Genomic DNA, 26,138 nt, shown 5'->3' on the forward strand with positions numbered 1-26,138 from the left:
GGATTCTGACAGCTGGGCGCCGGGTAAGGATCGCTGCGTCCCTCTCCCCCCCGACAGCGTGCCCCGGAGGTGCCGCATGTCTCGTCGGTCGTCCTGGCGGAAACGTCCCGCCGTCCTGCTCGCCCTCGTACTGGCCCTGGTCGGCGCCACCGCCGCCGCGGCCCGGCCGCGGCACGAGCTGAAGTTCGACGTCTCCTTCCCCACCGCCACCCGGGCCACGCCCGCCGACGGCCGGGCTTTCGTGATCGTGTCCACCAACGCGAACTCCGATCCGCGGGATCAGATCGACATCGTCAACGGCGCGCCGTACTGGGGCCGGGACGTCGAGGCGCTCAAACCCGGGCACCAGGTGACCCTGGACTCCGGCGCCGCGACGTACGGCTACCCGATGGCCGCGCTCGACCAGCTGCCGCCGGGCCGGTACTACGTCCAGGCCTTCTTCACGGTCTACGACACCTTCCACCGCGGCGACGGCTCGACCGTCCAGATGCACATGCCCTGCGGCGACGGCCAGAACATGTTCGACTCGCCGCGGAACATGTACAGCACACCGCAGTGGATCACGATCACCGGCGATGAGGACAAGCCGCTGAAGCTGACGCTGGACCACGTCATCACCCCGGCCGACCCGGTCCCGGCCGGCGGCACCTGCCAGCAGGGCAACCCGGCCGACAGCCGGCACGTCGAGCACATCAAGATCCTGAGTCCGGCGCTGACGAAGTTCTGGGGCACGCCGATCTACATCGGCGCCAACGTGCTGCTGCCGCAGGGATACGACGATCCGAAGAACGCGAACGTGCGCTACCCGGTGGAGTACCACTTCGCGCACTTCACCGAGAACGCACCCCACGGCTTCAAGGAGGACGGCAGCAACGCTTTCTCCCAGTACTGGCTGAACCCGGGCTCACCGAAGTTCATCAGCATCGAGGTCCGCGAGGAGAACCCCTTCTACGACTCCTCCTACATCGTCGACTCCCCCAACGTCGGCCCCTACGGCACCGCGACCACCAAGGAGCTGATCCCGGCGCTGGACGCCCAGTTCCGCACGATCGCCGCCCCCTGGGCCCGCGTCACCTCCGGCGGCTCGACAGGCGGCTGGGAAGCGCTGGCCTCGCTGGTGTTCAACCCGGACGTCTTCGGCGGCACCTTCGCCGGCTACCCCGACCCCGTCGACTTCCACCGCCACCAGATCGTCGACGTCTACGACGACGCCAACGCCTACAACACCCTGCGCCAGTTCGACTACCCGACCCAGCGCCCCGACGACCGCAACACGGCCGGCGACACCATCTACGACATGGCCCAGGAGAACCTGTGGGAGCTGGCCCTGGGCGACCACGACCGCAGCGGCGGCGCCTGGGCGATCTGGGAGGCGGTCTACGGCCCGCAAGGCAAGGACGGCTACCCGGCGCTGGTGTGGGACAAGCGCACCGGCGCGATCGACCACAGCGTGGCCGCGCAGTGGAAGCCGAAGGACCTGGACGCGAAGCTGGCGGCGCAGTGGCCGACACTGGGGCCGCAGCTGCAAGGCGAGATCCACATGTACGTCGGGGACATGGACACCTACTTCCTGAACGACGCGGTGGAACTGCTGCAGAAGAACCTCGACGCGCAGACCTCGCCGCCGGCCGACGCGACGTTCACGTACGGCCGCGAGAAGCCGCACGGCTGGTCGCCGTACACCGACGCGCAGTGGTTCGGGGTGTACGCGGACTACATCGCGTCGAAGGCACCGGCCGGGACGGACATCTCGGGGTGGCACGGGAGCGCGACGACGAAGGCGGCGGCCCTCGACGCGGTGCACGCGATGCTGCCGGCGTCGATGGACGGCGGAGTCATCGACCAGACGGATGTGAAGCTCGGGCCGTCGCGATGAGGAGCGCTCACGCTCAGCAGCACAGGACGACGGCCGTCGCCTTGCTGTAGTCGCCGGACGCGAACGCCTTCACCGGAATGGTGAAGTAGACGGTCCCGGCGTCGCCCCACCCCCAGCCGAGTTCCGCGTCCTGGGCCAGCTGGAGCAGGTGGACGGCGGGGCCGTCGGCGTCGCGATGGGTCACCTTGACCGTGTACGAGGTGTCGGGCCAGCCGAAGGCGTAGTGCTGCCCGGCGGTGTTCATGTCGATGTCGCTCAGCTCGGCGAGGATGAGCGATTCCGGGCCCCAGTGTTCGTCACGGTCGTATTCGACGTCGCCGTCCTCGACGTCCCAGCAGTCCGGAAGCGCGATCCGGGCCGATGAGGTGAGCGGGGTCGCCGGGTAACTCCTGGCCGGTTCCGGGGCCACCACCTCAATGGCCTGAATCGGGTCGGCGGGGATGACGCGGCATGTCTGCGTGCCGGTGGTGTCGATCCGCTGGTACTGCTCGTAGGGCACGTCCGGATCGAGGTAGAAGAAGTTGAGCAGGCCGGGACGCGCATCGATACCAAGCCCCTCGACATCAAGCCCCTCGATATCAAGCGCGTCGATGTCCAGGACGGCGTGCAGCGAAAGCGGGACCCCACCGACATGCGGCCATGGAGTACCCGGGTCGAGCAACGCCGGCCCGCCGAGCCGGGACCGGCCGGTCGCCGGTGCCGTGTCCGTGGAGCGGTCCAGCCGGAAGCCGGGCCTGGCCAACGTGGCGAACTTCCGGCCCGCGTCCTCGCCGAGCCGCTCGGCCAAGATCCGCCGCATGCTGACCGCGTCGTCGAAGTCCATGCTGGATCTTCCCACCAGCGGATGGCCTTGAGCACGAGGCGGCGGCGACCGGGCCCCTCAACCCGGTCGCCGCCTGTTCGGCAAGGATCAGATGTGCCTCACCAAGCGACCGTCACGTTCCCGGTCCCGGAGCTCGGAACGGTGTACGTGTGGTTCGATCCGCCCTCCCAGGTGACCGTCCCGTCCGTGTGCTTGATGAAGAACTTGAACTGGATGTTCGCCCCGGCCGGGACGCTGGCCATGGAGAACCACGTCGGGTAGTTCGGATCGAGCAGCGGCCCGATCGCGACCGAGGTGTCGGTGCTCCAGTTGCCCAGTTCGTCGTCGCTGCCGGCCAGGTAGATCTCGTCGCCCGGCGACGTCGAGGTCCCGGTCACCGTGAACGTCACCGGGACCTGCGTCCCGGACTCCACGTGGTACGAGATCCCGTTGCCGGCAACGCCTCCAGAAGACGTGAGCACCACCTGGTCGAGCCCGGTGGCCGCGCCCGCGGGGACCGCCAGGTCCACCTCGGTGTTCGACCAGTACTCCACCGTCGCCGCGACGCCGCCGACCGTGGCGGTGCCGGCGGTGGTCCCGAAGTCGGTGCCGGTGACGGCGACCACGTCGCCGCTGTGGCCGATGGTCGGGCCGATGTTGCCGACCTGCGGGGTGGAGCCCGCCGGGGCGGTGTACGACCACACCGCGGCCTGGCCCGGGTTCAGCGTGTACGCCCCGGTCGGGTTGTTGCCGCCGGTGCCGGCGCCGACGGTCAGCGTGCCGCCGCCGAGGGCTCCGCCGAGCGCGTCGCTGTAGCTGCCTGCCGGCAGGGCGGTGTTCAGGCCGGTCAGGGCGTAGCCGGAGGACGCGCTCTTGTTCACCGCGACCAGGACCGTGTCGTTGTAGAACTTGCGTTCGTACACATACACGTCGTTGTTGATCCAGCGCTGGGTCGAGGTGCCGTAGCGCAGAGCGGGGTTACTCTTGCGCAGGGCTGCCAGCTTCTGGGTGATGCCGAAGTCGCGGCTGTTCTCCGCGAACGAGCTCACCATCGGCCGGTTGTAGGGGTCGCCGCCGACCTGGCCGAAGGAGTTCGTGGTGTCGTTGTGCAGGTAGTTCTCGTCGCCGTAGTACACCGACGGGATGCCCGGCACCGTCATGTTCACCACGGTCGCCTGGTCCAGCAGCGTGGTGTTGTTGTTGATGGACAGGAAACGGTTCTCGTCCTGACTGTCGACGAAGTCCACCAAGTCGTTCGACCAGTTGATCGAACTCTGCTGGCGGCTGAGCTCGGAGTCCAGCTCGGACATGTTCGCGTTGTTGGCGAAGACGTCGCGCACCGCGGTGTTCAGGTCGAAGTTCTCCAGCGACTGCCCGTCGGTGTTGGCGAACTTCACCTCGTTCGGCCACAGCGCCGCGGTGCTCGGGTCGGCCCACTCGCCGTACATGAACACGCTGTGCGAGTTCTCGATGTGGTCGACGTAGCCCTTCAGCCAGCCGCCGGGCATGTGCTTGACGGCGTCCATGCGGATGCCGTCCACGCCGTGGCCGAGCCAGGTGTCGACGGCGCCCTGCACGTAGTCCGTGACGGCCGGGTTCTCCTGCGCGAGGTCGGCCAGGTTGAACAGGTTCTGGTACTCGACGTCGTACAGGTTGTTGTAGTCCGCGACGCCGCCGTTGTGATGGAAGTAGCCGTTCGGGTCGTTGTCGTACGTCGACAGCGTGGTCCCGTTCTGCTTCAGCGCGCCGCCGGCGCCGTAGTTCGGGTTGCTGGTGTCCTCGGGGTTGGTGTCGTTGACGGCCCAGTCCATGATCACCTTGATGCCCTTGGCGTGCGCCGCGGCCACCATGGCGTCGAAGTCCGCCCACTGCCCGAAGTGCGGCTCGGGGGTGTAGAAGTCCATGCCCCAGTACCCGTGGTAGCCCGCGGTCGTGGCTCCGGTGGTGGAGTCCGGCACCGGGACGTTCACGTTCTGCACCGGCGGCGAGATCCAGATGGCGCCGACGCCGAGGTCCGACAGGTACTGCATCTTGGCGGTGACGCCGGCGAAGTCGCCGCCCCAGTACTCCTGCCAGTTGCTGTGGCTGGAGTCGTTCAGGTTCGGCGAGGACGAGGGGTTGTCGTTGCTGGTGTCGCCGTTGTAAAAGCGGTCGGTCAGCAGCTGGTAGATCACGTCGGAGGTCATGTCACCGGTGCTGACCGGCGTCGAGCTCAGCGCGGCGGTGGCGGTGGTGGCGGTGGCAGCCGCGGACCGGATCGGGGTGGCCTGGCTGGGGGTCGCGGCGACGGTCACCGCGGTGGCCGCGGCCAGGCTCACCGCCGTGCCGGCGAATAAGAGTCTGCGGCGTCTGTGCATGGTGCCTCTCCTATACGAATCGTGCGGATCAGCCCTTGACGGCGCCCGCCGTCAAGCCCTTGACGAGAAACTTCTGGAGGTAGAGGTAGATCAGGACCACCGGGATGCCGGCGAGCAGCGACCCGGCGGCGAACTCGCCGTAGTCGGTGTTGTGGTTGCCGGAGACCAGGCCGTACAGGCCGACGGCCAGCGTCTTGTGGTTGGTGTCGGTGAGGAACACCCCGGCCAGCAGGATCTCGTTGAGGAACGACACGAACGAGAACAGCCCGACGACCACCAGCATCGGCCGCGCCAGGGGCAGGACCACCTTGAAGAACACCTGCGTCTCGGTGGCGCCGTCGATGCGCGCGGACTCGTCCAGCTCCTTCGGGATGGTGTCCAGATAGCCCTTGAGCAGCCAGGTGTTCACCCCCATCGCGCCGCCGAGGTAGACCAGGATCAGGCCGAGCGAGGTGTTCAGGCCGAAGGCCGGCAGCACACCGCCGATGCTGATGAACGTCAGGTACAGCGCGGTCAGCGAGATGAAGTTGGGGAACATCTGGACGAGCATGATCCCGGTGAGCCCGGCCCGCCGCCCGCGGAAGCGCAGCCGGGAGAAGGCGTAGGCGCCGCTGACGCCGATCAGGACGTTGAGGACCGCCGAGACCCCGCAGATCACCAGGGTGTTGACGTACCACCGGACGTACGGCGAGTTCGGGTCGTGGAACAGCTTGCTGAAGTTGGAGAAACTCGCGCCGCTGGGGAGCAGCGAGGTCGTGGACAGCGTGCCGACCGGGTTCAGCGCCGCGGAGATCAGGAACAGGATCGGGACGAGCGCGAACACCAGGGCCGCCAGGCCTATCAGGTGGCGCCACCACAGACGCTCTCTCATCGCGCGTACACCTCCTCCAACTGGCGGGTCTGCCGGAAGCCGCCGTAGAGGATCAGGCCGACCAGTACGAAGATCAGGAACGAGATCGCCGAGGCCAGGCCGTACTGCGCGCCCTGCCCGCCGAACGCCAGCCGGTAGGTGTAGCTGATCAGGATGTCCGTGTCGCCGGCCGTGGAGCTGCCGGAGGGGTACGGACCGCCGTCGGTCAGCAGCCGGATCAGGTTGAAGTTGTTGAAGTTGTAGCCGAAGGAGGCGATCAGCAGCGGCATCGCGCCGATGAGCACGGTGGGCATGGTGACCGAGCGGAACACCCGGAACGCCGAGGCGCCGTCGACCCGCGCGACCTCCTTGAGCTCCTGCGGAACCGCCTGCAACAGGCCCGCGCAGACCAGGAACATGTAGGGGAAGCCGAGCCAGAGGTTGGTCAGCAGGACGGAGCCGCGCGCGGCCCAGGGACTGCCGAGCCAGTCGATGTGCGTGCCGAACAGCTTGTTCAGCAGGCCGAAGTCCTTGTTGTACATGCTCGACCAGACCAGCGTCGTGATGAACGCCGGCATCGCATAGGGCAGCAGGAGCAGGGAACTGTAGAGCTTGCGGCCCCGCATCCGGGGATGGTCCATGACCACGGCCAGCAGCAGGCCCAGGGCGAACGTCGTGAGCACCGACAGGATCGCGAAGGCGATCGTCCAGATCAGCACCCGCAGGAACGGGCCGCGGATCGTCGCGTTGGTCAGCACCGAGGTGAAGTTCTTGAACCCGACGCCGACCTTCCAGCCGATCGGCAGCGTCTTGCCGGAGCCGTCGGCGGCCTTGAACTCCCCGCCGGAGGCCTTATAGACGGTGTTGGTCCGGGTGTCCGTCATGGTGTGCGCGGCGGCGTCGTACTTCATCGTGAACTGGCCTATATACGCCTCCGACAGGCCCACGGACTTGATGAAGCCTCCGGAGGTCGGCACCGCGAAGGCAGACAGCCGCTGGCCCAGGCCGTTGACCTGGATGCCGGTCAGGATGTGCCAGCCGACCGCGGCGGTCACCTTGCCGGTGAACTGGTCCTTGGTGACCTGCGAGTCCGGCACCGGGGTGAGACCGGAGGCGTCGCCGCGCTCGACCTTGCCGTTCGGGTCGGTGAGGAAGAAGACGAAAGCGCCGGGCGTATCAGTGGTCTTGGTCGCCACCGACAGCTCGTAGCGCTGCGCGCCGGGCTGCTCCAGCACGGAGTCGGCCTCGATCTGCGCCACGGCCTGGGACTGGCTCAGCCGGTGTCCGTCGCCGTAGTCGGTGAACGCGGTCGTGATCGTGTAGGCGACCGGGTAGACCTGGAACGCCAGCAGCAAGATGGTGCCCGGCACCAGGAACCGGGCAGCTATCCGCTTCGGGGTCAGGTAGACGTAGGCCAGGATCGCGGTGACCGCGACGCTGATCGTCACCCCGGTCCACGAGTGCTTGTCGACCAGCGTCGGGATCGTGAGGACCGCGAAGGCCGCGACCAGCCCGACGAAGACGACCCGCGGCCACGACAAGCGCGCGAGGCGCTCATAGGGCGCTACGGTCATGGGCCGTTCCCCTACTTTCTGTCGGCTCCGCGCGGTGCGGCGGCCCGGGGGCAAGGTCGGGACACCGCACCGCACGAAGGTTTTGGGGGTGGAAAGGGACTACAGGTCTGCTAGCCCTTGGCGATGGCGGCCTTGATCTGCGTCGCGGCGTTCGTCATCGACGTGTTCGGGTCGGCGCCGCCGACGATCGCGGCCTCGGCGATCCCGAGCGGGCCCCACACCGCAGACATCGCGGGGATCTGCGGAAGCACCACACCGTGCGCGGCCGCGGCCTGGAAGGCGGCGATGTCCGGGTCGGTCTTGGACACGTCGTCGTAGGCCTCGGTCAGGGCCGGGGCCCGCGGGTCGACCTTGTAGAGGGCTTCCTCGACGTCCTTCTTCGTCAGGTAGTTCAGCGTGAACTCCTGCGCGATCGCGGTGTTCTTGGCCTTGGCCGAGACGTAGAACGCCTGCACGCCGACGAACGGCTGCGAGGGGCCCATGCCGGCGAAGCCGGGGACCGGGCTGATCGCGTACTTCAGGCCGGCCTTGCGGATCTGCTCCAGCGCCCAGGGGCCGGAGATCAGGTACGGGGCCTTGCCGGAGGTGAACAGCGACACCGCGTTGTTGGCGTCGATGGAGCGCTTGAAGACGTTCTGGCCCTTCTCGCCGTACTTGGCCAGCTGCGCCGCGAACGCCTTGGAGCCGGCGTTGTCGACGCCGACCTGCGCCGGGTCGTAGCTGCCGTCGGCCTTGGTGCCGAAGATGAAACCGCCGGCCGAGCCCAGCAGCGGCTGCGCCGTGTAGGGGTCGCCCTGCTGGCCTATCTGCATCGCCAGCGCCTCGGAGTCCTTGCCGGCCTTCACCGCGGCCTGGCCGTTCGCCACCATGTCCTCGAACGTCGCCGGGTTCGCCGGGGCCTGGCCGGTGTTGGTGATCAGCGCGAGGTTCTCGGTCGCGTAGGGCACACCGTAGACCTGGCCGTTGTAGGTGACGGCGCTCAGCGCCGTGGTCTGGAAGGACCCCTTCTGCGCGGCGGTCAGCGGCAGCGGCGCGATCGCGCCGTTCTGCACCAGGTTGCCGATCCAGTCGGTGGCGCCGACCACGATGTCCGGGCCCTTGCCGGCGGCGGTCGCGGTGACGTACGCCGACTGCAGGTCGGTGGCCACCGGCTGGACGCTCACCGATATGCCGTTGGCGGCGGCGAAGCTCTGTGCGAACTGCTGGAGCACCGGGGCGCGCTGGGCGTCCGTCCAGATCACCAGGTCCGTGTTGGGGTCGCGGACCGGCGGCGCGCTGGAGGACGAGGACGGCGCGGCCGCCGCGGAGGAACTGGAGGACGACGCGGACGGCGTGGAGCTCGAACTCGTCGAGCCCGCGGCGGACTTCGAGGCCGAGCTCGAGCAGCCGGTCAGGGAAAGAGCTGCCGCTACGACCGCGACAGCCGCGGTCGTCAAGGAGGGACGGAATCTCACCATGACCCCTTTGGTCAGTGGTTGCGGAAAAGGGAAGACGGGCAATGGGGACGCCCGACGCCCGACCTCTGCACTACAGGTCAGAGCGTTGATGGCAGCGGGATCCGGCCGTGACTCGCTGTTAACACCGCAGACCCTAACCGGAAACTCGGGCCGGACAATCCGTTGCGGCTTCTTGCGTCGCCGTTTCAGAACCGTGCACCGCTGTTTCTACGTTTCTGCAAGAGGTCCGGTGGAGGCCCGCACGACCAACTCCGGGAAGAACAGCGATTCGGTCTTGCGGATGGTGACCCCGCGGATCTGGTCGATCAGCGTCCGGGCTGCGGCGACGCCCATCGACAGCACCGGCTGGCGCACGGTGGTCAGCGGCGGATCGGTGTATCCCATGAGGACCGAATCGTCGTAACCGATCACGGAAACGTCCTCCGGGACCCGCTTGTGATGTTGCCTCAGGGCCCGGATCGCACCGAGCGCCATCATGTCCGAGCCGCAGACGATGGCCGTGACGTTGCGCTGCAACAGCCGGGAGGCGCCCGCGTATCCGCCCTCGACGCCGGGGAAGGAGATGTCCACCAGGTCCGGGTCGTAGCCGCCGGAGCCGAAACCGGTCTCCATCGCGGTGCGGTAGCCGGACAGCTGCCTTCGGGCCGGGATGTGCCGGTCGGAGGACAGCAGCAGCCCGATCCGGCGGTGCCCGAGCTCTGCCAGGTGCGACACCGCCAGCTCGCCGGCGGCGCGGTCGTCGCAGGAGATGAACGGCGCCTCCAGGTTCGGGATGAAGCCGTTGACGAACACCAGCGGCAGCCGCTGCGCCACCAGGTCCCGGTAGCGGGAGTGGTCCTGGCCGGAGTCGGCGTGCATGCCGGAGACGAAGATGACGCCGGAGACGCCGCGGTCCAGCAGCATGCCGACGTACTCGTCCTCCCCCGCGCCCTCCGGCGTCTGGGAGCACAGCACCGGCGTGAAGCCCTGCCGGGACAGGTTGGTCTCGATGACCTGCGCACACAGCGGATAGATCGGGCTCTCCAGCTCCGGGAGCAGCAGACCGACCAGGCCGGCGCTGCGCGGGCGCAGGCGGGAGGGGCGTTCGTAGCCCAGGACGTCCAGCGCGGTCAACACCGCTTTGCGCAGCTGGGGACTGACACCGGGACGCTCGTTGAGCACGCGGGAGACCGTGGCTTTGCTGACCCCGGCCTGGCGGGCTATGTCGTCGAGTCGAGAAGACATGCGCCGCACTATAGGTGTTGCGTTGCGAAACATGGAAGCAAAAGAGTGAAACACTGCGGCAAACAACGGCAACCCCTTACGGATCACGACACGTTTGCCTAGCGTCTGCCTCGTGAATTCCCCCGCTCTCGGTCCCTCGGCCCACCACGACGGCTCACCTTTGTACGTCGGCGATCCCGCGCCCCGCGTCGGGGAGAAGGCCGATGTGTTCGTACGAACGTCGAAAGCCCTGGCGCCGCGCGGGGTCCACGTTCGCACCACCCCCGACGGCGAGCCGGCCTACACCGAGGCGCAGGTGGACCGGGAGGACGGCGACGAGATCTGGTGGCGCGCGAGCGTGCCGGTGGTGAACACCGAGCTCGGGTACCGGTTCTTGATCGAGGCCGGGAAGCCGGGGCGGCGGCTGTGGCTCAACGGCACGGGGCTCAGCGACGTCGACGTCACCGACACCGCCGACTTCCGGCTCCCGACGTACGACCCGCCTCCGGCATGGGCCGAGGGTGCGGTGGTCTACGAGATCTTCCCCGACCGGTTCGCACGCTCGGACGCGCATCCGGTGGGAGAGCTGCCGGACTGGGCCGTTCCCGCCGAATGGGACGAACCGGTCGCCTACGGCACGCCGAACGGAGTGCGGCAGGTCTACGGCGGCACGCTGTGGGGGGTCGCGGAGAAGCTCGACTACCTGCGCGGGCTCGGGATCGACGCGCTGTACCTGACGCCGTTCTTCCCCGCGCGGTCGAACCACCGGTACGACGCCTCGTCGTTCGACTTCGTCGACCCGCTGCTCGGCGGCGATGAAGCGCTCAAGGAGCTCACGGCGCAGGCGCACCTGCGCGGGATCAAAGTCATCGGCGACATCACTTTGAACCACACCGGCGACCGGCATCCGTGGTTCCGGCGCGCGCAGGCCGATCCGGCGAGCGCCGAAGCCGGGTTCTACTACTTCGGCGCCGATCGCAGCCAGTACGCGTCGTTCTACGGCGTGCCCTCGATGCCGAAGCTCGACCACCGGTCGGAGGAGATGCGGCGGCGGCTGTATGAGGGTCCGGATTCGGTGATCGCGCGGTACCTCGCGGATTTCGGCCTGGACGGCTGGCGGGTGGACGTGGCGCAGTCGGCGGGGCGGTACGGGGCGATCGACCTGAACGCCCGGATGGCGCGGGCGGTTCGGGAGACGTTGCTCCGAACGGCGCCGGATTCCCTTCTGCTGGCCGAGCATCAGTTCGACGCGTCGGCGACGCTGCGCGGCGACGGCTGGCACGGGACGATGGCGTACGCCGGGTTCACGCGGCCGGTGCTGGGCTGGCTCGGCGACGCCGACGTGCCGGAGCTGTGGGGCGTGCCGGGGCGGCCGCCGTCGCTGGGCGGTGCGCAGATGGCCGCGGTGATGCGGGAGTTCGCCGCGCTGATCCCTTGGCGCGCGGTCACCCACAACCTGACGCTGCTGGACTCGCACGACATGCCGCGGTTCCGGTCGCTGGTCGGCGGGGCGCGGCGGCAGGCGCTCGGGGTGGCGCTGCTGATGACGCTGCCGGGGCTGCCGATGGTGTTCGCCGGGGACGAGGTCGGTGTGGCCGGGGCGCTGCACAACGAGGACGGGCGGCGGGCGTTCCCGTGGGATGAGAGCAGCTGGGATCAGGGTACGTATGAGGTGTACCGCTCGCTGATCGCGCTGCGGCGCTCGCACGCGGCGCTGCGCTCCGGCGGGCTGCGCTGGCTGCACGCCTCCGACGACATGGTGCTCTTCGAGCGGGCGCTGCCCGGGGAGACGCTGGTGGTGCAGGTGAGCCGGGCCGCGCACGCGCCGCTGACCGTGCCGTTCGCCGCCTCGCATCTGCTCGGCGGCCCCGATCTGAGCCCCGGTGCTCAGCTGCCGTCCGACGGGCCGGCGTTCCATGTCTGGCGTGTCGAGCGCGCTTGAGCCTGCCTGTCGTCTGCCTAGCCTGCCTAGTCTTCCTAGTGTTCCTAGTCTCGGAGTGAAACATATGAGCAGCTGGTGGCGTGACGCCGTCATCTATCAGGTCTACATCCGCAGTTTCGCCGACGGGAACGGCGACGGGGTCGGCGACGTCGCGGGGCTTCGGTCGCGGCTGCCGTATCTGGCGGCGCTGGGCGTGGACGCCTTGTGGCTGAACCCCTGGTACGCCTCGCCGCAGGTGGACGCCGGGTACGACGTCAGCGACTACCGGCGGCTGGATCCGCTGTTCGGGACGCTGGAGGACGCCAAGGGGCTGATCGCCGACGCGCACGAGCACGGGCTGCGGGTGATCCTCGACATCGTTCCGAACCACACGTCGGATCAGCATGCCTGGTTCCAGGAGGCGCTGGCCGCTTCGCAGGGGTCTGACGCCCGGGCGCGGTACCACTTCCGGCCGGGGCGGGGCGTGGACGGCGCGGAGCCGCCGACGGACTGGCCGTCGATCTTCGGCGGGCCGGCGTGGACCCGGACCGTGGACGCCGACGGCAAGCCCGGGGACTGGTATCTGCACCTGTTCGCACCGGAGCAGCCGGACCTGAACTGGACGAACCCGGAGGTGCGGCGTGAGTTCGAGGACATCCTGCGGTTCTGGCTGGACCTGGGCGTGGACGGATTCCGCATCGACGTCGCGCACGGCCTGATGAAGGACCCTGACTTCCCCGACCTGGCCTCGCGCGAGGCCGGCGGGATGCTGGACGTCACCCTGGCCGACCACCCGTATTTCGACCGGGACGAGACGCTGGCGGTCTACGAGGACTGGCGGCGGATCGCGGATTCGTACGAGGGCGAACGGGTGTTCGTGGCCGAGGCGTGGGTGGCGGACGCCTCGCGGGTGGCGCGGTACCTGACGCCGGCGCGGCTGCACACGGCGTTCAACTTCGGGCTGCTGAGCTGCCCCTGGGAGGCCGCGGCGCTGCGGTCGGAGATCGACGCGACGCTGGGCGTGCTGGCTGCGGTGGGGGCCCCGGCGACGTGGGTGCTGTCGAACCACGACGTGATCCGCCACGCCACACGCTACGGCCGGGCCCGGACATCACTGGCCGACGCGCGCCGCCTGTACGGCACCCCGGTGGACCACGCACTCGGCGGGCGCCGTGCGCGGGCGGCGGCGCAGCTGATCAACGCGCTGCCCGGCGGGACGTACGTGTACCAGGGCGAGGAGCTGGGGCTGCCGGAGGTGGAGGACCTGCCGCCGTCGGTGTGGCAGGACCCGAACCGCCGCTACACCGACCACGACGGCCCGGTCCGCGACGGCTGCCGCGTCCCGCTGCCGTGGTCGGGCGCGACGCCCCCGTTCGGCTTCTCGCCGGAGGGTACGACGGCCGACCCCTGGCTCCCGCAGCCGTCGGAGTGGAAGGATCACACGGCCGCCGCCGAGGAGCAGAACCCGCGCTCGACGCTGTCGCACTACCGCGAGCTGCTGCGCACCCGCCGCGAGTGGCGGGCCCGCGGACTGGGCGACGGCGCGCCGCTGGAGTGGATCGCGGCGCCGGCCGGGGTGCTGGCGTTCCGGCGCGGCGAGGTGGTGTGCTACGCGAACTTGTCGCAGGCGCCGGTGGCGCTGCCGGCGGGGTATCGGGTGCTGATTGCTTCGGATGTGGTGGAGGGGGCTGTGTTGGCGGTGGATACGACGGCTTGGTTGGTGGCGGAGTAGGGCGGTCGCCGCGCGGGTGCGAGGGATCGGGGCGGCCGGAGGGCTGACAGGTGGCGGCGGTCGGCAGCTGGCGACGGTGGCCGAATGCTGGTGGCTGGTTGCTGGTGGCTGGTCGCTGCCCCGCACCCTCAACCCGCCGGCCGCGAATCCGCCTCCTCGCGCTCGACCGTCGCGGCCCAGCTGGCCAGCAGCGCCATCTTCTCCTGCGACGGCGTCCCCGGCTCGGCGCTGTAGACGCTCATCACCAGGCCGGTGCCGTCGGTCAGCTCCAGCGCCTCGTACGCCAGCTCCAGCTCGCCCACCACCGGGTGGTGGAACCGCTTCACCCCGGTGTTGTGGAACCGCACGTTGTGCGCGGCCCAGCGGGTGCGGAAGAACTCGCTGCGCGTCGACAGCTCCCCGATCAGATCCGTCAGCGCCTTGTCATAGGGGTTGCGTCCGGCTTCCGAGCGCAGGGCCGCGACCATGTCGTTGGCGGTGCGTTCCCAGTCGCCGTAGAACTCCTCGGCCTGCGGGTCCAGGAACACGAACCTCGCCATGCTCACCGGTCCCTGACGTCCCTCGTAGGCCGGGGCCAGGAGTGCGCGGCCCATCCGGTTGGCCGCCAGTGATTCGAAGCGTCCGTTGCGTACGTGCGCCGGGGTGCCCTCCATCCCGTCCAGGATGCGCTGCACGATCGGCCTGACCTGCTGTTTGGCCGGTCGGCGAGGGCGGGAGCCGGGGCCGGTGGCGCCGCCGGCGTTGGCCGCGCGGGCCAGGTCGAACAGGTGGGCGCGCTCGGCGTCGTCCAGTTGCAGCGCTCGGGCCAGGCTGTCGAGCACGCTCTCCGAGACGCCGCGGGCGTTGCCGCGCTCCAGCCGGGTGTAGTACTCCACGCTCACTCCGGCCAGCAGGGCCACCTCCTCGCGCCGCAGGCCTGGGACCCGGCGGTGGGTGCCGCCGTAGGCGGGCAGGCAGGCCTGGTCCGGGGTGATGCGCGCGCGGCGGGAGGTGAGGAAGTCTCGGAACTCGTCTCGGCCGTCCATGATCTCCAGGCTAGAACCGTCGGGGGCGGGGTGACAGGTCCTGGCAGTACCTGTCTATCGGCCGACCGGATGATGCTCTCCCGGCGCGCCGCGCGGGTCGCGGACCGCCCCATATCAGCCACTTACGATGCGCCTCATGAGACGGATGCTTCCCACCGGCCGGCGCGCGAGGGCGACCGCCGGTATGACTTTCCTGGCGCTGGCCGCGTCGGTCGCCGCCGGACCCGCGGCCATGGCCGGCGGCGACGACCTCGGGCCCGCGATCAAGGCCATCATGGCCAAGCCCGCTTACCGGCACGCGCAGTGGGGTGTGCTGGAGGTGGACCCGACGAGGCGGGAGACGATCCACTCCCAATTCCCCAACCAGGGCTTCATCCCCGGTTCGGACACCAAGCTCGTCACCATCTCCTCCGCCTGGCACACCCTGGGCCCGGACCACCGCTTCACCACCCCGGTCTACTCGGTCGGCACGCTCAGCGGTTCGACGCTGACCGGGAACCTGGCGCTGGTCGCGCAGGGCGACCTGACGATGGGCGGGCGCACCAAGCCCGACGGGTCCGTGGACTACACCGACATCGACCACACCGACGCCAACGATCTGCCCGGGGCGACCCTCACTCCCGAGGACCCGCTGGCCGGGCTCGACATGATCGCCCAGCAGGTGCGCGCGGCGGGCATCACCCACGTCGACGGCGACGTGGTCATCGACCCGCGGATCTTCACACCGCCGCCGCTGGACCCGCAGCCCACCCCGCTGATCATCAACGACAACCTCATCGACCTGCTCACCACGCCGTCGGCGGCCGGGCAGCCCGCGCAGCTGATGTGGCGTCCGCAGGTCGCGCCGTACACCGTGACCTCGACCGTGCAGACGGTGGCCGCCGGCGGCACGACGAACATCAGCGTCTCGGCCTCGCCGGACGGCACGCACATCACCGTGTCGGGCACCATCGCCGCCGACGCCCAGCCGGTCCTGCGCACCTCCGGCATCCAGGACCCGAACGCCTTCGGCCGCACCGCGCTGATCGAGGCCCTGGGCCGGGCCGGCGTCACCGTCACGGCGGCGCCGACCGGCGCGAACCCGCAGAACCTGCTGCCCGCGGCGTACACCGGCGACCCGAAGGTGGCCGCGTACGTCTCGCCGCCCTACAGCCAGTACGCCAAGCTGATCCTCAAGGTCAGCCACAACCTCGGCGCGAACCTGGCGCTGTGCAACATGGCGGTGTCGCAGGGCAGCACCAACTGCTTCGACGCCTTCCCGGTCGAGCAGGCCTTCCTACGGGACGTCGCGCACGTCGATCCGGCCCAGTTCCAACTGGACGACGGCCGCGGCGGCGACGCGACCGAGCGGGCCACCCCGAACGGCCTGGCCGGGATCCTCGCCTACTGGCTGCGGACCCCCGACGCGGTCGCGTTCCGGAACTCCCTGCCCATCCTGGGCGTCGACGGCTCGAACGCAAGCACCTGCACCGCGTGCCCGGCCAAGGGGAAGGTGTTCGCCAAGCCCGGCACGGTCGTCGGCCAGGACCTGCTCAACAACGGCCTGTCGATCGCCGATCAGAGCCAGGCCGGGTATCTGATCACCGACGACGGCCGCACGCTCATCTTCGTGGTCATGGTCAACGGCGCCGCCGCGTCGGACATCCAGGGTGTCGTCGACGTCTTCAACGACTCCAACGAGATCTCGGCGCTGTTGCAACAGCAGGCGTCGCGGCGGCACTGGCACGACGAGGACGACTGAGCCGCCGGAACGCTCAACAGTAAGGGGCCTGATTCGTCAGCGCGGAGGCGACCCGCATCCATACTCCGAACTGACGGAACAGGTCCGGCGGTGTGCCGGCGGCCTGCACGGTCCGCGGATCCACGGCGGTGACGCCGGGGATGCCGAGCAGGGTCTCGGCCACCGCCGAGGACTGCCAGCGCACGGCCAGGGTCGAGGTCGCAGCGCTGGAATCGCCGGACTCATCCGCTGAGTCGGCAGTACCAGCCTCGCCACGGCTCAGCTCACCCAGCGTCCTGGCGACTGTCTCCTCGATCGCCGCCCGCGCTTCGTTCTCCGGGCGCAGTTCAGCGGCGAATCGGCTGCGGACGTATTTCACCGGCACGGTGGCCACGGCGCCGTCCCACGCGGTGGCCTCGGCACAAGCCGCGTCGTCACCAGTGAGCACAGCCAGCGGAACACCGAGCGCCGCAGCCGAGGCCTGCACCAGGCCGATCTCCCCGGCGGCGCGGCCGTCGAGCCACATGTCCTCGATCTCGTGCCCCATGAAGCTGTGGCTCAGCACGCCGTGGGCGCCGGCGCGGGCGTGGTAGCCGACACAGACCATCGCGTCGTAGTCGCCGGTCAGGCCCTCGATCATGCCCATCGTCTTGGGCTTGCCGCGGATCAGGCGCGCGGCGGGGTGCAGGCTGTCGGTCATCAGGTTGCGCATGGGACCGTGGGCGTCGTTCACCACGATCTCGGTGGCCCCGGCCCGCACAGCGCCGCGGACGGCGGCGTTGACGTCCCCGGTCATCGCCAGCCGTCCGCGTTCGTAGTCGCGGCCGCCGGGCTGGACGTCGTCGGCGTCCACGAGCCCGGTGATCCCCTCCATGTCCGCGCTGATGAAGATCCGCATAGGGACCGTTGTAGCAGTCGGGCTACTTCTTGGCGAGCTTGTCCGCCAGCAGCTCGCCGGCCGCGGCGTAGTCCTCGGTGGTGACCTCCTGGAACCACACGTGGATGGTCTCGACCGGGGCCTTGTAGACGTCGACCATCGCGTCGGTGATGCGGGCGGCCAGCTCGCGCTTCTGCTCGGCGGTCTTGGGCATCTGCTGGATGGTGATGCTCGGCATGGTGCTCTCCTTCGCGATGCGGGACGGTTCCGGCCGTTCCGGTCCGTTCCCCCTTGCGAGATCAAGTCCATCGCAGACCGGCGGCGCGAACCAGACGCGACCGGCACTGGTTGCGATCACGATTCCTGATCGCCGGACGGTTTCTGATCGCCGGACGGTTCCTGATCGCCGGCCGATTCCTGATCGCCGGTGTCGTCGGCCATCGCCAGCTCGCAGCCCTGCATCAGGAGGCTGAAATGCGGAGTCGGCCGGGAGCGGCTGACCACCAGGTGGGTCATCAGCCGCAGCCCCGGCGGCTGGAAGGGCAGGAAGGCCACGCGGCGGTTGCGGATCTGCTCGGCGCGGGCGGCGTACATGACGGTGTAGCTGGTGCCGTCGGCGCCGATCGCGGCCAGGGTGTCGGCGAGCCGGGTGTACGGGTTCGCCGAGGCGGGCTCGCAGCCGGCGGCGTGGAACGCGCCGACGACCAGGTCCACCAGCGCCGGGTTGTTGCGCCGGGCGGTCAGCCGCAGGCCCAGCGGCGCCAGCGCGGCGAAGGTGGCGTACGGCTCCTGCGCGACCGGGTGGCGGGCCGGCACCGCGGCGACCACCTCGTCCCGCCACAGCGGCACCACCCGCAGGCCCCGGCCCTCGTCGGGCACCGTGCCGCGGACGAAGGCGGCGTCCAGGGAGCCGTCGGCGACCCGGTCCAGCCGCTCCGGCGTGGGCCCGGCCATCACCAGCTCGACCGGCAGGTCCGGGGCCAGGCGCACCAGCTCGTCCAGCACCATCTCCAGCCGCTCCCCCAGCCCGGAGCTGGTGCCGATGCGCAGCGGCGCCGGGCGGGCGCCGGCGGCCTGCGCCACCGCGGTCCGCGCCCGGGCCACGGCGGCCAGGACGTCGCGCGCCTGCGGCAGCAGCGCCTCGCCGGCCGGGGTGAGCCGCACGTGGCGCGGCGAGCGGTCGAACAGCTCGGCGGCCAGTTCCCGCTCCAGCCGCCGCAGCTGCTGGCTGACCGCCGGCTGCCCGATGTGCAGCCGTTCGGCGGCCCGGCCGAAGTGCAGCTCCTCGGCGACCGCCACGAAGTACTCGAGCTGGCGCAGTTCCATGGCGATCAAGGTAGCGTCGAGCGCACCGGGTGTGGCGGACGGCTGGGAAACTCTCCCCATCTGAAAGCCTCCGGGCCGCCAGCGATGAGTCCGCCGGGTCCGCGTCGTCCAACCTGCGAAGCGATCCGCCGAGGAAAGGGCCCGGAAATGAGCTACGCCGACGTCAACGGCCTGTCGATGTACTACGAGGAGCACGGGGACGCCGAGGTCACCGCGGACAACCCGGCGCTGGTGCTGCTGCACGGCGGCTTCCAGGGCACGGAGAACTGGGCGCCGCTCCTGCCGGTGCTGGCCGCCGGCCGGCGGGTGATCACGGCGGACCTGCAGGGCCACGCGCGCACCGCCGACGTCGACCGCCCGATCCGGGTGGAGACGCTCGGCGACGACGTGGCCGCGCTGATCAAGCATCTGGGGCTGGGGCGCGCGGACGTGATGGGCTACTCGTTCGGGGGCGGCGTGGCGCTGCGGTGCGGGATCCAGCACCCGGACGCGGTCCGCAAGCTGGTCGTGGTGTCGTTCCCGTTCCGCCTGGACGGCTTCTACGAGGATGTGCGCGCGCAGCAGCGGCAGATGTCGCCGGAGGCGGCGGCGTTCATGAAGGAGACGCCGATGTGGGAGCTGTACGAGCGCACAGCCCCTCGGCCGCAGGACTTCCCCACGCTGGTCGGCAAGATGAGCGACTGGTTGCAGACGCCGTTCGACTACTCCGAGGAGATCCGCGGCATCCAGGTGCCCACGCAGCTGGTCTTCGCCGACGCCGACATGTACTCGATGCAGCACGTCTGCGACTTCTGGGCGCTGCTCGGCGGCGGGGTGCGCGACGCGGGGTGGGACGGGGCGGGGCGGCCGGGGGCGCATCAGCTGGCGGTGCTGCCGGGGACCACGCACTACAACATCTTCATGGCGCCGGCGTTGGCTGCGACGGCTGACGCGTTCTTGTCGGCGTGAGGCACAGCTGGCGATAAGGGCAGGCCACGGTTTCCCGCGACCTGCCCTCGTTGCTACAACGAAGCGCAAGCGTCCTGCTACAGCGAAGCGCTCTGCGCGGCCTGCCAGACCGCCTGCTCCTCGTCGCCGAAGTGCGTGGCCTCCATCTGCGGGCCCTGCAACCAGTTCAGCCAGCCCAAAGGACTCGGTCCCTGGGACGGGTTCTGGTACCGGGAGTTCACACCGGTCTGCACACCGGTGCCGGTCGAGGGGTCGAAGTTCTGCAGCCACGGCCCGCCGCTGCACCCCGGGGCCTGGGCGGTGTTCAGCACGTCGTTGGCGTAGACGGCGTCGGGCTGGGACTGGCCGCGGGTGACGTTCAAGGTGCGGCCGTCGAAGCTGCGCCACAGGTTCTGCGGCTCGCCGTTGCTGGCCTTCGTGCCGTTGTTGTTGTTCGACCAGTACCAGTTGCGCTCGTTGGTCTGCGGGTAGCCGAACATGTACTCGTACTGGTTCTGCGGCTGGTTGAAGGCGATCTGCTGGGCACCGGTGACCTGCGCGATGGGCCGCGGGTCGTCGGAGTTGGCGACCAGTATCGCGGCCATGTCGTGGCCCAGGGCGAAGTCGGCGCTGTTGCTCCAGGTGTTCGTGATCCACGCCCGCGTGGCGCTCCACACCACCCCGAACGGCGCGATGTCCTTGCCGGGCAGTGCGGTGCTGGTGGTGCCGCGCGGCAGGGCCGCGCCGTTGTAGCCCGGGATGAAGACCATGTTGGTGACCACGGTGTTGCCTATGCCGTAGGGCGCGCCGAGGTCGAACGGCGTATGAACGGCCACGCAGTGCGCGGCGGTCACCACGGTGCTCTGGTTGCCGCTGGTCACGACGTCCGCCGAGCACGAGTCGGGGACGAGCGCGCCGCTGTCGACGTCCTTCTGGACGAAGAACAGCTTCCCGGCAGTGCGGGATATGAGTCCCTGGCCCTCGGTCGACCACGGCGCGCTGAGGTCGTCCCAGCCGCTCGCCGGTCCGGTGGCGTCCTGGCCGTCGTCGTTCAGGCCGACGGAGGCCATCTGGGCCAGGGTCCAGAAGTAGTTCACCTCGGTGCGCAGGTCCTGGTTGAAGTTCGGCCCGGCGGCGACCAGCGGCCGCAGTTCCAGCGGGGTGGTGTCGGCGTGCGCGGCCGGCGCGGTGAGGCCGATGGTGGCGGCGGCGACGGCCACGGCGCCCAGGCGTGCGGCAGCGGTGCGGAGATGGCGTCTCAAGGTTCTTCCCCCATATCGACGGATCGGTGGCTGAGACGCCAGAGTCACATCCGCGGTTCACAATCCGAGCACAGCGAGTGCACATCAGTGCGGGCCCCGCGGATATCGTGATGTCCGTGCTCGCTGACCGCTCAGCCCCCGAACACGTCCGCGAGGTCGTAGGCCGCCGGCACCTCCAGCTGCTCGTACGAGCACGACTTCGCCTCCCGGTCCGGCCGCCAGCGCACGAAGCGTCCGTTGTGCCGGAACCGGTCCCCCTGCAGCTGGTCGTAGCGCACTTCGCAGACCAGCTCGGGGCGCAGCGCGATGAACGACACGTCCTTGCCGGCGTTCCAGCGGTTCAGCGTTCCGGGGCGGCGGTGCTCCTCGTCGCCCTCGTCGGCGGCGTCCACCCAGGGATGCGCCTCACCCTCGGGCAGCAGGTACGGCGCGAGTTCGTCGATCAACTCGGCGCGGCGGGCCATGGTGAAGGCGCTGGAGCCGCCGACGTAGTTCAGGACGCCGTCCCGGCCGTACAGGCCGAGCATCAGGGAGCCGACGACCGGGCCGCTCTTGTGCAGGCGGTAGCCGGCGACGACCACGTCCGCGGTGCGCTCGTGCTTGACCTTCACCATGCTGCGCTCGCCGGGGGTGTACGGGCCCTGCGACGGCTTGGCGACCACGCCGTCCAGGCCGGCGCCCTCGAAGCGGGCGAACCAGGTGGTGGCCAGGTCCGGGTCGTCGGTGGCCCGGGTGACGTGCACGTGCTCGTGCTCGGCCACGGCGGCGACCAGGGCCGCGCGGCGCTCGGTGAACGGCTCGGCGGTCAGGTCGCGGTCGGCCAGGGCCAGCAGGTCGAAGGCGATGAAGGAGGCCGGGGTGCGTTCGGCGAGCAGCTGGATGCGGGAGGCCGCGGGGTGGATGCGGTCGCTGAGGCGGTCGAAGTCCAGGCGGCTTTCGACGACCACCACGATCTCGCCGTCCACGACGCAGCGCTGCGGCAGCGCGGCCTTCAGCGACTCGACCAGCTCCGGGAAGTAGCGGCCGAGCTCCTTGCCGCCGCGGCTGCCGAGCACGACCTGGTCGCCGTCGCGGAAGACGACGCAGCGGAAGCCGTCCCATTTGGGTTCGTAGAGGTAGTCGCCGGTGGGGACCTTGGCCGCGGACTTGGCCAGCATCGGCTCGACCGGGGGCGCCACCGGCAGGTTCATGGCGGACATCTCAGTTCCCTGCTTCCTTCCCAGCGCTGCGGGCCTTGGAGGGCTGGACCCGCTTGGGCTCGCCGGGCATCTTGGGGAAGTCCGGCGGGTAGGGCAGGTCGCCCAGGCCCCGGTCCTTCTCGTCGCGGTCGGCCATCTCCAGCAGCGCGTCCAGGCTGTGTGCGACGTCGTCGATCTCGGCGTTCGCGTCGCCGTTCTTGGCGAACAGGTCCGGGACGGTCTGCACGGTGAAGTCCCCGGGCGCCACGTCGCCGAGGTCGTCCCAGCGGACCGGCATCGACACCGGCGCCTCGGGGCGGGCCCGGGTGGAGTAGGGGGCCACGGTCATGCGGTCGCGGGCCATCTGGTTGAAGTCGATGAAGATGCGCTCGCCGCGCTCCTCCTTCCACCAGGACGTCGTCACCAGGTCCGGGTGGCGCCGTTCCAGTTCGCGGGCCAGGGCGATCACCGCGCGCCGGGCCTGGACGAACGTCCAGCGCGGCTCGATGCGGACCAGCAGGTGCAGGCCGCGGCCGCCCGAGGTCTTCACGAAGGGCCGGATGCCGAGTTCGGCGAACAGCTCGGGCCGGCGACCTGGACGGCTTCGGCGAAGTCGGTGCCGGGCTGCGGGTCCAGGTCGATGCGCAGCTCGTCGGGGTGGTCGGTGTCGGCGGCGCGGACCGGCCAGCCGTGCAGTTCCAGCGTGCCCATCTGGACGGTCCACAGCGCGGTGGCCGGCTCGGTGATGCAGACCTCGTCGCCGGTGCGGCCGCTGGGGAAGGTGACGCGCGCGGTCGAGGCCCAGTCCGGCAGGCCCTTGGGCGCGGCCTTGGTGAAGAAGGACTTGCCGCCCAGGCCGTCCGGAAAGCGGTTCAGGGCCACGGGGCGGTCGGCCAGGCCCCGGAACAGTCCGTCGGCCACGCTCGCGTAGTAGGTGGCCAGGCCGAGTTTGGTGACTCCGGCGTCGGGGAAGAGAAGTTTGTCCGGCGAGGAGATCCGGACGCTGCGACCACCGGCTTCGACGTGCGCTTCGGCAGAACCCATAGTCGGCAGGCTACGGCCCGGTGCCCACAAGCGCACCCCGGAGCGTGCCGGAGCACGCACGGCGGTTATCCCCGGCCACAACCGCGGGCCGCCAGCCATGTCCATCAGAACAGTGACCTGAGGGCCACTTTCCGCGACCATTTTCAAGTGTGGACGGGAAGGTCCCGGCCCACGGAACCGGAAAAGGGTGCGGAATCATGGCGCGGGTGACGGTCGACAAGGAGAACCACCTTCCCGTCGACATCCACTACGAGGACCGGGGCTCCGGCCGGCCGGTCGTGCTGCTCCACGGCTGGCCGCTGTCCGTCGGCCAGTGGGAGTTCCAGATCCCCGACCTGCTGGCGGCCGGGCACCGCGTGGTCGCCTACGACGGCCGCGGCTTCGGCGGCTCGGCCAAACCGCGCGGCGGCTACGACCCGGACACCCTGGCCGCCGACCTGCACATGCTGCTGGAACACCTGGACCTGCGCGAGACCGCGCTGGTCGGCTTCTCCTCCGGCGCCAACACGGCCGCGCGCTACCTGAGCCGCTTCGGCAACCAGCGCGTGTCCCGGCTGGTGCTGGTGTCGCCGGCGAGCCCGTACCTGCGCCGCACCGACGCGCACCCCGAGGGCTTCCTGGAGGACGCGAAGCTGCGCGAGTACCAGCGCTGCCTGACCGACGACCGCGTCAGCTTCCTGCACCGCTTCGCCACCAAGTTCTTCGAGGTCAGCCGGACCTCGGCGGGCCGTCCGGTGATGCCGCAGCCGCTGCACACCCGCGTGGTCATGCTCGCCGCCGCGGCCAGCCACCGCGGCGCGCTGCAGACCCTGGGCCTGGCGGCGACCACGGACTTCCGCGACGACCTGCGGGCCATCACCGTGCCGACGCTGGTCGTGCACGGCGAGGCCGACGCCGTCCTGCCGGTGGACGCCACCGGCGCCCGCGTCGCCGAGGCGGTCGCCGGCAGCCGCCTGCTGCGGATGCAGGGCGCACCGCACGGCCTGATCGTCACCCGCGCCGCTGAGTTCAATCGCGAACTGCTGGCGTTCCTGGAGGGGTGACGGGAGCGGGCGGTCCGGCAGTGCCCTCTCCGGCCGCCCGCAGCCCTTCTCCCCCTCCCCCCGTTGGAAATGGTTTACGGGATCCGCTGGTGGCGCGGCGCGTCAGGCGGTGGTCGACGCGCGTTGGCGGCTGGTGGTGCGGGCAGGTGGGGGCGCCGACCCCGAAACCCCTCACCCAAGCCGCGTAGCGATGATCGCTGCGGTCGTCGGGGTGGTCAGCACCTCGGCGGCGACCAGCCGCGGATGGCCGAGGTAGAAGACGCGCAGCTCGTCGACCCGGCCGTCGAACAACGGCGGCCAGGCCTCGGCGGGCGTGAAGTCATCCATGATGAGCACGCCGCCGGGCGCGAGCAGGTCCACGACGCGCTCGGGATCGTCGCGCTTGCCGCCGCCGTCGCAGAAGAAGACGTCGAACGGTGCGTGCGCCTCCAGCAGCCGCCAGTCCCCGGCCAGCACCTCGACGCGGGCGTCGTCGGCGTAGAGCGCGGCGGCGCGGGCGGCGAGCTTCGGCTCGCGCTCGGCGGTGACCAGCCGGGCGGCCGGGCCCAGGCCACTGTGCAGCCAGGCGGTGCCTACCCCGGCGCCGGTGCCGCTCTCGGCGATCACGCCGGCCGGCTTGGCGGCGGCGGCCGCGCTCAGCAGGCGGCCGACTTCGGGGATGCAGGATCGGGTGAAGCCCGCTTCGGCCGCGAAGTGCTCGGCGGCGGTGACGGCCGTCGGGTAAGGACGTTGCATAGAGGGTGTTTTAGCCCCCTGATCCCGCCTCTGCAACCAGTGCGGAGTCGATCTCATAGGCCAGGCTCAACTCCGCCACCGCCCGGGGATTCGACAGCGACCGGCCCGTCCGCTCCTCCAGCCGCCGCAGCCGATACCGCACCGTGTTCGGATGCACGAACAGCAGCTTGGCCGCCTCGGCCGCCGATCCGTCGGCGTCCAGCCAGGCGCCGAAGGTGTGCAGCAGCAGCGTCCGGTCCTCCTCGGCCAGGCCGTCGAGCCCGCCGAGGACCGCGTCCGCGACGCGCGGCATGATGTCCGGCGCGCTGGCCGCCGCCGCCGAGAGGAGGTCGCGGCCGAAGACCACTACCGTGCGCCGTTCCTGCGCGCCGCGCATGGCGATGCGGGCCAGGCGCATGGCCTGGCAGGTGGACAGCAGGTGCTCGTACGGCGGGCTGACGCCGACGCGGCCGGTACCCTCGGCGGCCAGGGCGGCGACCATCTTGTCGAACTGGTCGCCGGGGCGCGCAAGGTGCGCCACGCCGACTTCGACGTCGTGCATCAGGCGCCAGGCCGAGTCGATGCCCATGCCGCCGAGTTCGCGCTCGATGTGCGGCAGGCCGTATTCGCCGGCGTTGGGGACGCGGGCGGCGATGACCACGTAGGGGCCGACGGTGGGCAGGCGCAGCAGTTCGGCGGCCTCCCAGACGTTGGTGTCGTCCAGGCGGCCCTCCAGCAGGGCCTGGACCAGGGCCGCGCGCTGCTGCTCCTCGCGGCGCGCCTGGTAGCGCAGTTCCTCCTTGTAGGCCGCGGAGCTCTCGCGGGTGAAGGCGTCCAGGGTGTCCATCACCTCCGAGGCCGCGCGCAGGGCCGCCTGCGTGGACAGGCCGACGGAGTCCGCGGTGCCGGCCAGTTCCTTCCACAGCACGCCGAAGGCGATGCGGTAGCCGTCCATGATGACGGTCAGCGGGATGCCCTCCATCGCCCGGTCCCGGCCCGAGGTTGCCGCCGGGCGGGCGTCGGGGGGCATGTAGCGGGTGATGGGCTCGAACGCGAAGTGGATGTGGTCCTTGATCGTCACGTGGAGCGCGTCCGGCGCGATCATGCCGATGTAGAGCGGGAACTCCTCGGCGACCCGGTTCAGCACCAGGTCCGTCAGCTCGTCGGTGCGGGCCAGCATCAGGCCCGCGAGTTTGGCTATCTCGGCGTCTACCGGGGTCCGGGAAGCGATCTGCGGCACACACTCAATG

Annotated in this window: 20 protein-coding genes and 1 pseudogene; 6 read left to right on the plus strand and 15 right to left on the minus strand. The window is 70.2% G+C overall.

Annotated features, from left to right (window positions below):
* The first annotated feature begins 76 nt into the window (after positions 1-76).
* Positions 77-1,876 (plus strand): alpha/beta hydrolase-fold protein, encoded by a 1,800-nt coding sequence (locus ABH926_RS04315; protein ID WP_370363996.1) that lies wholly within the window; start codon positions 77-79, stop codon positions 1,874-1,876.
* A 13-nt stretch (positions 1,877-1,889) separates the two neighbouring features.
* On the opposite strand, the gene ABH926_RS04320 is transcribed toward ABH926_RS04315, so the two are convergent.
* From ABH926_RS04320 to ABH926_RS04345, 6 genes are all read right to left on the minus strand, one after another.
* Positions 1,890-2,699 carry a DUF1963 domain-containing protein gene (locus ABH926_RS04320; protein WP_370363998.1) on the minus strand — a complete coding sequence of 270 codons (810 nt, stop codon included), beginning with the start codon at positions 2,697-2,699 and terminating at the stop codon, positions 1,890-1,892.
* Positions 2,700-2,797: 98 nt separating this feature from the next.
* Positions 2,798-5,035, minus strand: a complete 2,238-nt coding sequence (locus ABH926_RS04325) for an alpha-amylase family glycosyl hydrolase (RefSeq protein ID WP_370364000.1) — start codon at positions 5,033-5,035, stop codon at positions 2,798-2,800.
* Between the two features lie 28 nt (positions 5,036-5,063).
* On the minus strand, positions 5,064-5,906 hold the full coding sequence (locus ABH926_RS04330; RefSeq protein WP_370364002.1) for a sugar ABC transporter permease: 843 nt from the start codon (positions 5,904-5,906) through the stop codon (positions 5,064-5,066).
* Complete coding sequence (locus ABH926_RS04335) at positions 5,903-7,459, minus strand: ABC transporter permease subunit (protein WP_370364003.1); 1,557 nt, start codon at positions 7,457-7,459, stop codon at positions 5,903-5,905. Before ABH926_RS04335 ends, ABH926_RS04330 begins: the two co-directional genes overlap by 4 nt.
* 110 nt (positions 7,460-7,569) lie before the next feature.
* A complete protein-coding gene (locus ABH926_RS04340) occupies positions 7,570-8,895 on the minus strand; it encodes an extracellular solute-binding protein (RefSeq protein ID WP_370364004.1) in 1,326 nt (441 codons plus the stop codon).
* Positions 8,896-9,123: 228 nt separating this feature from the next.
* Positions 9,124-10,140 (minus strand): LacI family DNA-binding transcriptional regulator, encoded by a 1,017-nt coding sequence (locus ABH926_RS04345; RefSeq protein ID WP_370364005.1) that lies wholly within the window; start codon positions 10,138-10,140, stop codon positions 9,124-9,126.
* Positions 10,141-10,252: 112 nt separating this feature from the next.
* Between ABH926_RS04345 and ABH926_RS04350 the strand changes: the two genes are divergently transcribed.
* Both ABH926_RS04350 and ABH926_RS04355 read left to right on the plus strand, forming a co-directional pair.
* A complete protein-coding gene (locus ABH926_RS04350; RefSeq protein WP_370364006.1) occupies positions 10,253-12,061 on the plus strand; it encodes a glycoside hydrolase family 13 protein in 1,809 nt (602 codons plus the stop codon).
* A 64-nt stretch (positions 12,062-12,125) separates the two neighbouring features.
* Positions 12,126-13,772 carry a glycoside hydrolase family 13 protein gene (locus tag ABH926_RS04355; protein WP_370364008.1) on the plus strand — a complete coding sequence of 549 codons (1,647 nt, stop codon included), beginning with the start codon at positions 12,126-12,128 and terminating at the stop codon, positions 13,770-13,772.
* A gap of 128 nt (positions 13,773-13,900) precedes the next feature.
* Here the strand turns inward: ABH926_RS04355 and ABH926_RS04360 are convergent, their stop codons facing one another.
* Positions 13,901-14,797, minus strand: coding sequence for a helix-turn-helix transcriptional regulator (locus ABH926_RS04360; protein WP_370364010.1), 897 nt, complete (start codon positions 14,795-14,797; stop codon positions 13,901-13,903).
* A gap of 136 nt (positions 14,798-14,933) precedes the next feature.
* On the opposite strand from ABH926_RS04360, the gene dacB reads away from it, so the two are divergent.
* Positions 14,934-16,538, plus strand: a complete 1,605-nt coding sequence (gene dacB / locus ABH926_RS04365) for a D-alanyl-D-alanine carboxypeptidase/D-alanyl-D-alanine-endopeptidase (RefSeq protein WP_370364012.1) — start codon at positions 14,934-14,936, stop codon at positions 16,536-16,538.
* A gap of 13 nt (positions 16,539-16,551) precedes the next feature.
* On the opposite strand, the gene ABH926_RS04370 is transcribed toward dacB, so the two are convergent.
* From ABH926_RS04370 to ABH926_RS04380, 3 genes are all read right to left on the minus strand, one after another.
* Positions 16,552-17,415 (minus strand): M55 family metallopeptidase, encoded by an 864-nt coding sequence (locus tag ABH926_RS04370; protein WP_370364013.1) that lies wholly within the window; start codon positions 17,413-17,415, stop codon positions 16,552-16,554.
* 22 nt (positions 17,416-17,437) lie between these two features.
* Positions 17,438-17,632, minus strand: coding sequence for a 4-oxalocrotonate tautomerase family protein (locus ABH926_RS04375; RefSeq protein ID WP_370364014.1), 195 nt, complete (start codon positions 17,630-17,632; stop codon positions 17,438-17,440).
* 116 nt (positions 17,633-17,748) lie between these two features.
* A complete protein-coding gene (locus ABH926_RS04380) occupies positions 17,749-18,720 on the minus strand; it encodes a LysR family transcriptional regulator (protein ID WP_370364015.1) in 972 nt (323 codons plus the stop codon).
* Positions 18,721-18,867: 147 nt separating this feature from the next.
* On the opposite strand from ABH926_RS04380, the gene ABH926_RS04385 reads away from it, so the two are divergent.
* Entirely contained in the window at positions 18,868-19,668 is an 801-nt protein-coding gene (locus tag ABH926_RS04385) for an alpha/beta fold hydrolase (RefSeq protein WP_370364016.1), read from the plus strand.
* 77 nt (positions 19,669-19,745) lie between these two features.
* On the opposite strand, the gene ABH926_RS04390 is transcribed toward ABH926_RS04385, so the two are convergent.
* The 3 genes and pseudogenes from ABH926_RS04390 to ligD all read right to left on the minus strand — a co-directional run bounded on the left by ABH926_RS04390 (position 19,746) and on the right by ligD (position 23,131).
* A complete protein-coding gene (locus tag ABH926_RS04390; RefSeq protein WP_370364017.1) occupies positions 19,746-20,909 on the minus strand; it encodes a serine protease in 1,164 nt (387 codons plus the stop codon).
* 131 nt (positions 20,910-21,040) lie between these two features.
* Entirely contained in the window at positions 21,041-22,099 is a 1,059-nt protein-coding gene (locus tag ABH926_RS04395; protein WP_370364557.1) for an ATP-dependent DNA ligase, read from the minus strand.
* A 10-nt stretch (positions 22,100-22,109) separates the two neighbouring features.
* Positions 22,110-23,131 (minus strand): annotated as a pseudogene (gene ligD / locus ABH926_RS04400) (non-homologous end-joining DNA ligase).
* Between the two features lie 197 nt (positions 23,132-23,328).
* Here ligD and ABH926_RS04405 point away from each other — a divergent pair.
* Positions 23,329-24,174 (plus strand): alpha/beta fold hydrolase, encoded by an 846-nt coding sequence (locus tag ABH926_RS04405; protein ID WP_370364019.1) that lies wholly within the window; start codon positions 23,329-23,331, stop codon positions 24,172-24,174.
* A 171-nt stretch (positions 24,175-24,345) separates the two neighbouring features.
* On the opposite strand, the gene ABH926_RS04410 is transcribed toward ABH926_RS04405, so the two are convergent.
* Both ABH926_RS04410 and ABH926_RS04415 read right to left on the minus strand, forming a co-directional pair.
* Positions 24,346-24,909 (minus strand): O-methyltransferase, encoded by a 564-nt coding sequence (locus tag ABH926_RS04410; RefSeq protein ID WP_370364020.1) that lies wholly within the window; start codon positions 24,907-24,909, stop codon positions 24,346-24,348.
* 10 nt (positions 24,910-24,919) lie between these two features.
* Positions 24,920-26,128, minus strand: coding sequence for a PucR family transcriptional regulator (locus tag ABH926_RS04415; protein WP_370364022.1), 1,209 nt, complete (start codon positions 26,126-26,128; stop codon positions 24,920-24,922).
* Positions 26,129-26,138: the final 10 nt, after the last annotated feature.

Origin of the sequence: Catenulispora sp. GP43 (assembly GCF_041260665.1) — a bacterium.
Lineage (GTDB): Bacteria > Actinomycetota > Actinomycetes > Streptomycetales > Catenulisporaceae > Catenulispora.

Excerpts from the sequence above, each read along its gene's own strand:
- ABH926_RS04360 (WP_370364010.1), bottom strand. The coding sequence starts at position 14,797 with ATGGACGGCCGAGACGAGTTCCGAGACTTCCTCACCTCCCGCCGCGCG.
- ABH926_RS04370 (WP_370364013.1), bottom strand. The coding sequence starts at position 17,415 with ATGCGGATCTTCATCAGCGCGGACATGGAGGGGATCACCGGGCTCGTG.
- dacB (WP_370364012.1), top strand. The coding sequence starts at position 14,934 with ATGAGACGGATGCTTCCCACCGGCCGGCGCGCGAGGGCGACCGCCGGT.
- ABH926_RS04380 (WP_370364015.1), bottom strand. The coding sequence starts at position 18,720 with ATGGAACTGCGCCAGCTCGAGTACTTCGTGGCGGTCGCCGAGGAGCTG.
- ABH926_RS04385 (WP_370364016.1), top strand. The coding sequence starts at position 18,868 with ATGAGCTACGCCGACGTCAACGGCCTGTCGATGTACTACGAGGAGCAC.
- ABH926_RS04320 (WP_370363998.1), bottom strand. The coding sequence starts at position 2,699 with ATGGACTTCGACGACGCGGTCAGCATGCGGCGGATCTTGGCCGAGCGG.
- ABH926_RS04335 (WP_370364003.1), bottom strand. The coding sequence starts at position 7,459 with ATGACCGTAGCGCCCTATGAGCGCCTCGCGCGCTTGTCGTGGCCGCGG.
- ABH926_RS04345 (WP_370364005.1), bottom strand. The coding sequence starts at position 10,140 with ATGTCTTCTCGACTCGACGACATAGCCCGCCAGGCCGGGGTCAGCAAA.
- ABH926_RS04330 (WP_370364002.1), bottom strand. The coding sequence starts at position 5,906 with ATGAGAGAGCGTCTGTGGTGGCGCCACCTGATAGGCCTGGCGGCCCTG.
- ABH926_RS04395 (WP_370364557.1), bottom strand. The coding sequence starts at position 22,099 with ATGAACCTGCCGGTGGCGCCCCCGGTCGAGCCGATGCTGGCCAAGTCC.
- ABH926_RS04375 (WP_370364014.1), bottom strand. The coding sequence starts at position 17,632 with ATGCCGAGCATCACCATCCAGCAGATGCCCAAGACCGCCGAGCAGAAG.
- ABH926_RS04315 (WP_370363996.1), top strand. The coding sequence starts at position 77 with ATGTCTCGTCGGTCGTCCTGGCGGAAACGTCCCGCCGTCCTGCTCGCC.
- ABH926_RS04355 (WP_370364008.1), top strand. The coding sequence starts at position 12,126 with ATGAGCAGCTGGTGGCGTGACGCCGTCATCTATCAGGTCTACATCCGC.
- ABH926_RS04405 (WP_370364019.1), top strand. The coding sequence starts at position 23,329 with ATGGCGCGGGTGACGGTCGACAAGGAGAACCACCTTCCCGTCGACATC.
- ABH926_RS04325 (WP_370364000.1), bottom strand. The coding sequence starts at position 5,035 with ATGCACAGACGCCGCAGACTCTTATTCGCCGGCACGGCGGTGAGCCTG.
- ABH926_RS04410 (WP_370364020.1), bottom strand. The coding sequence starts at position 24,909 with ATGCAACGTCCTTACCCGACGGCCGTCACCGCCGCCGAGCACTTCGCG.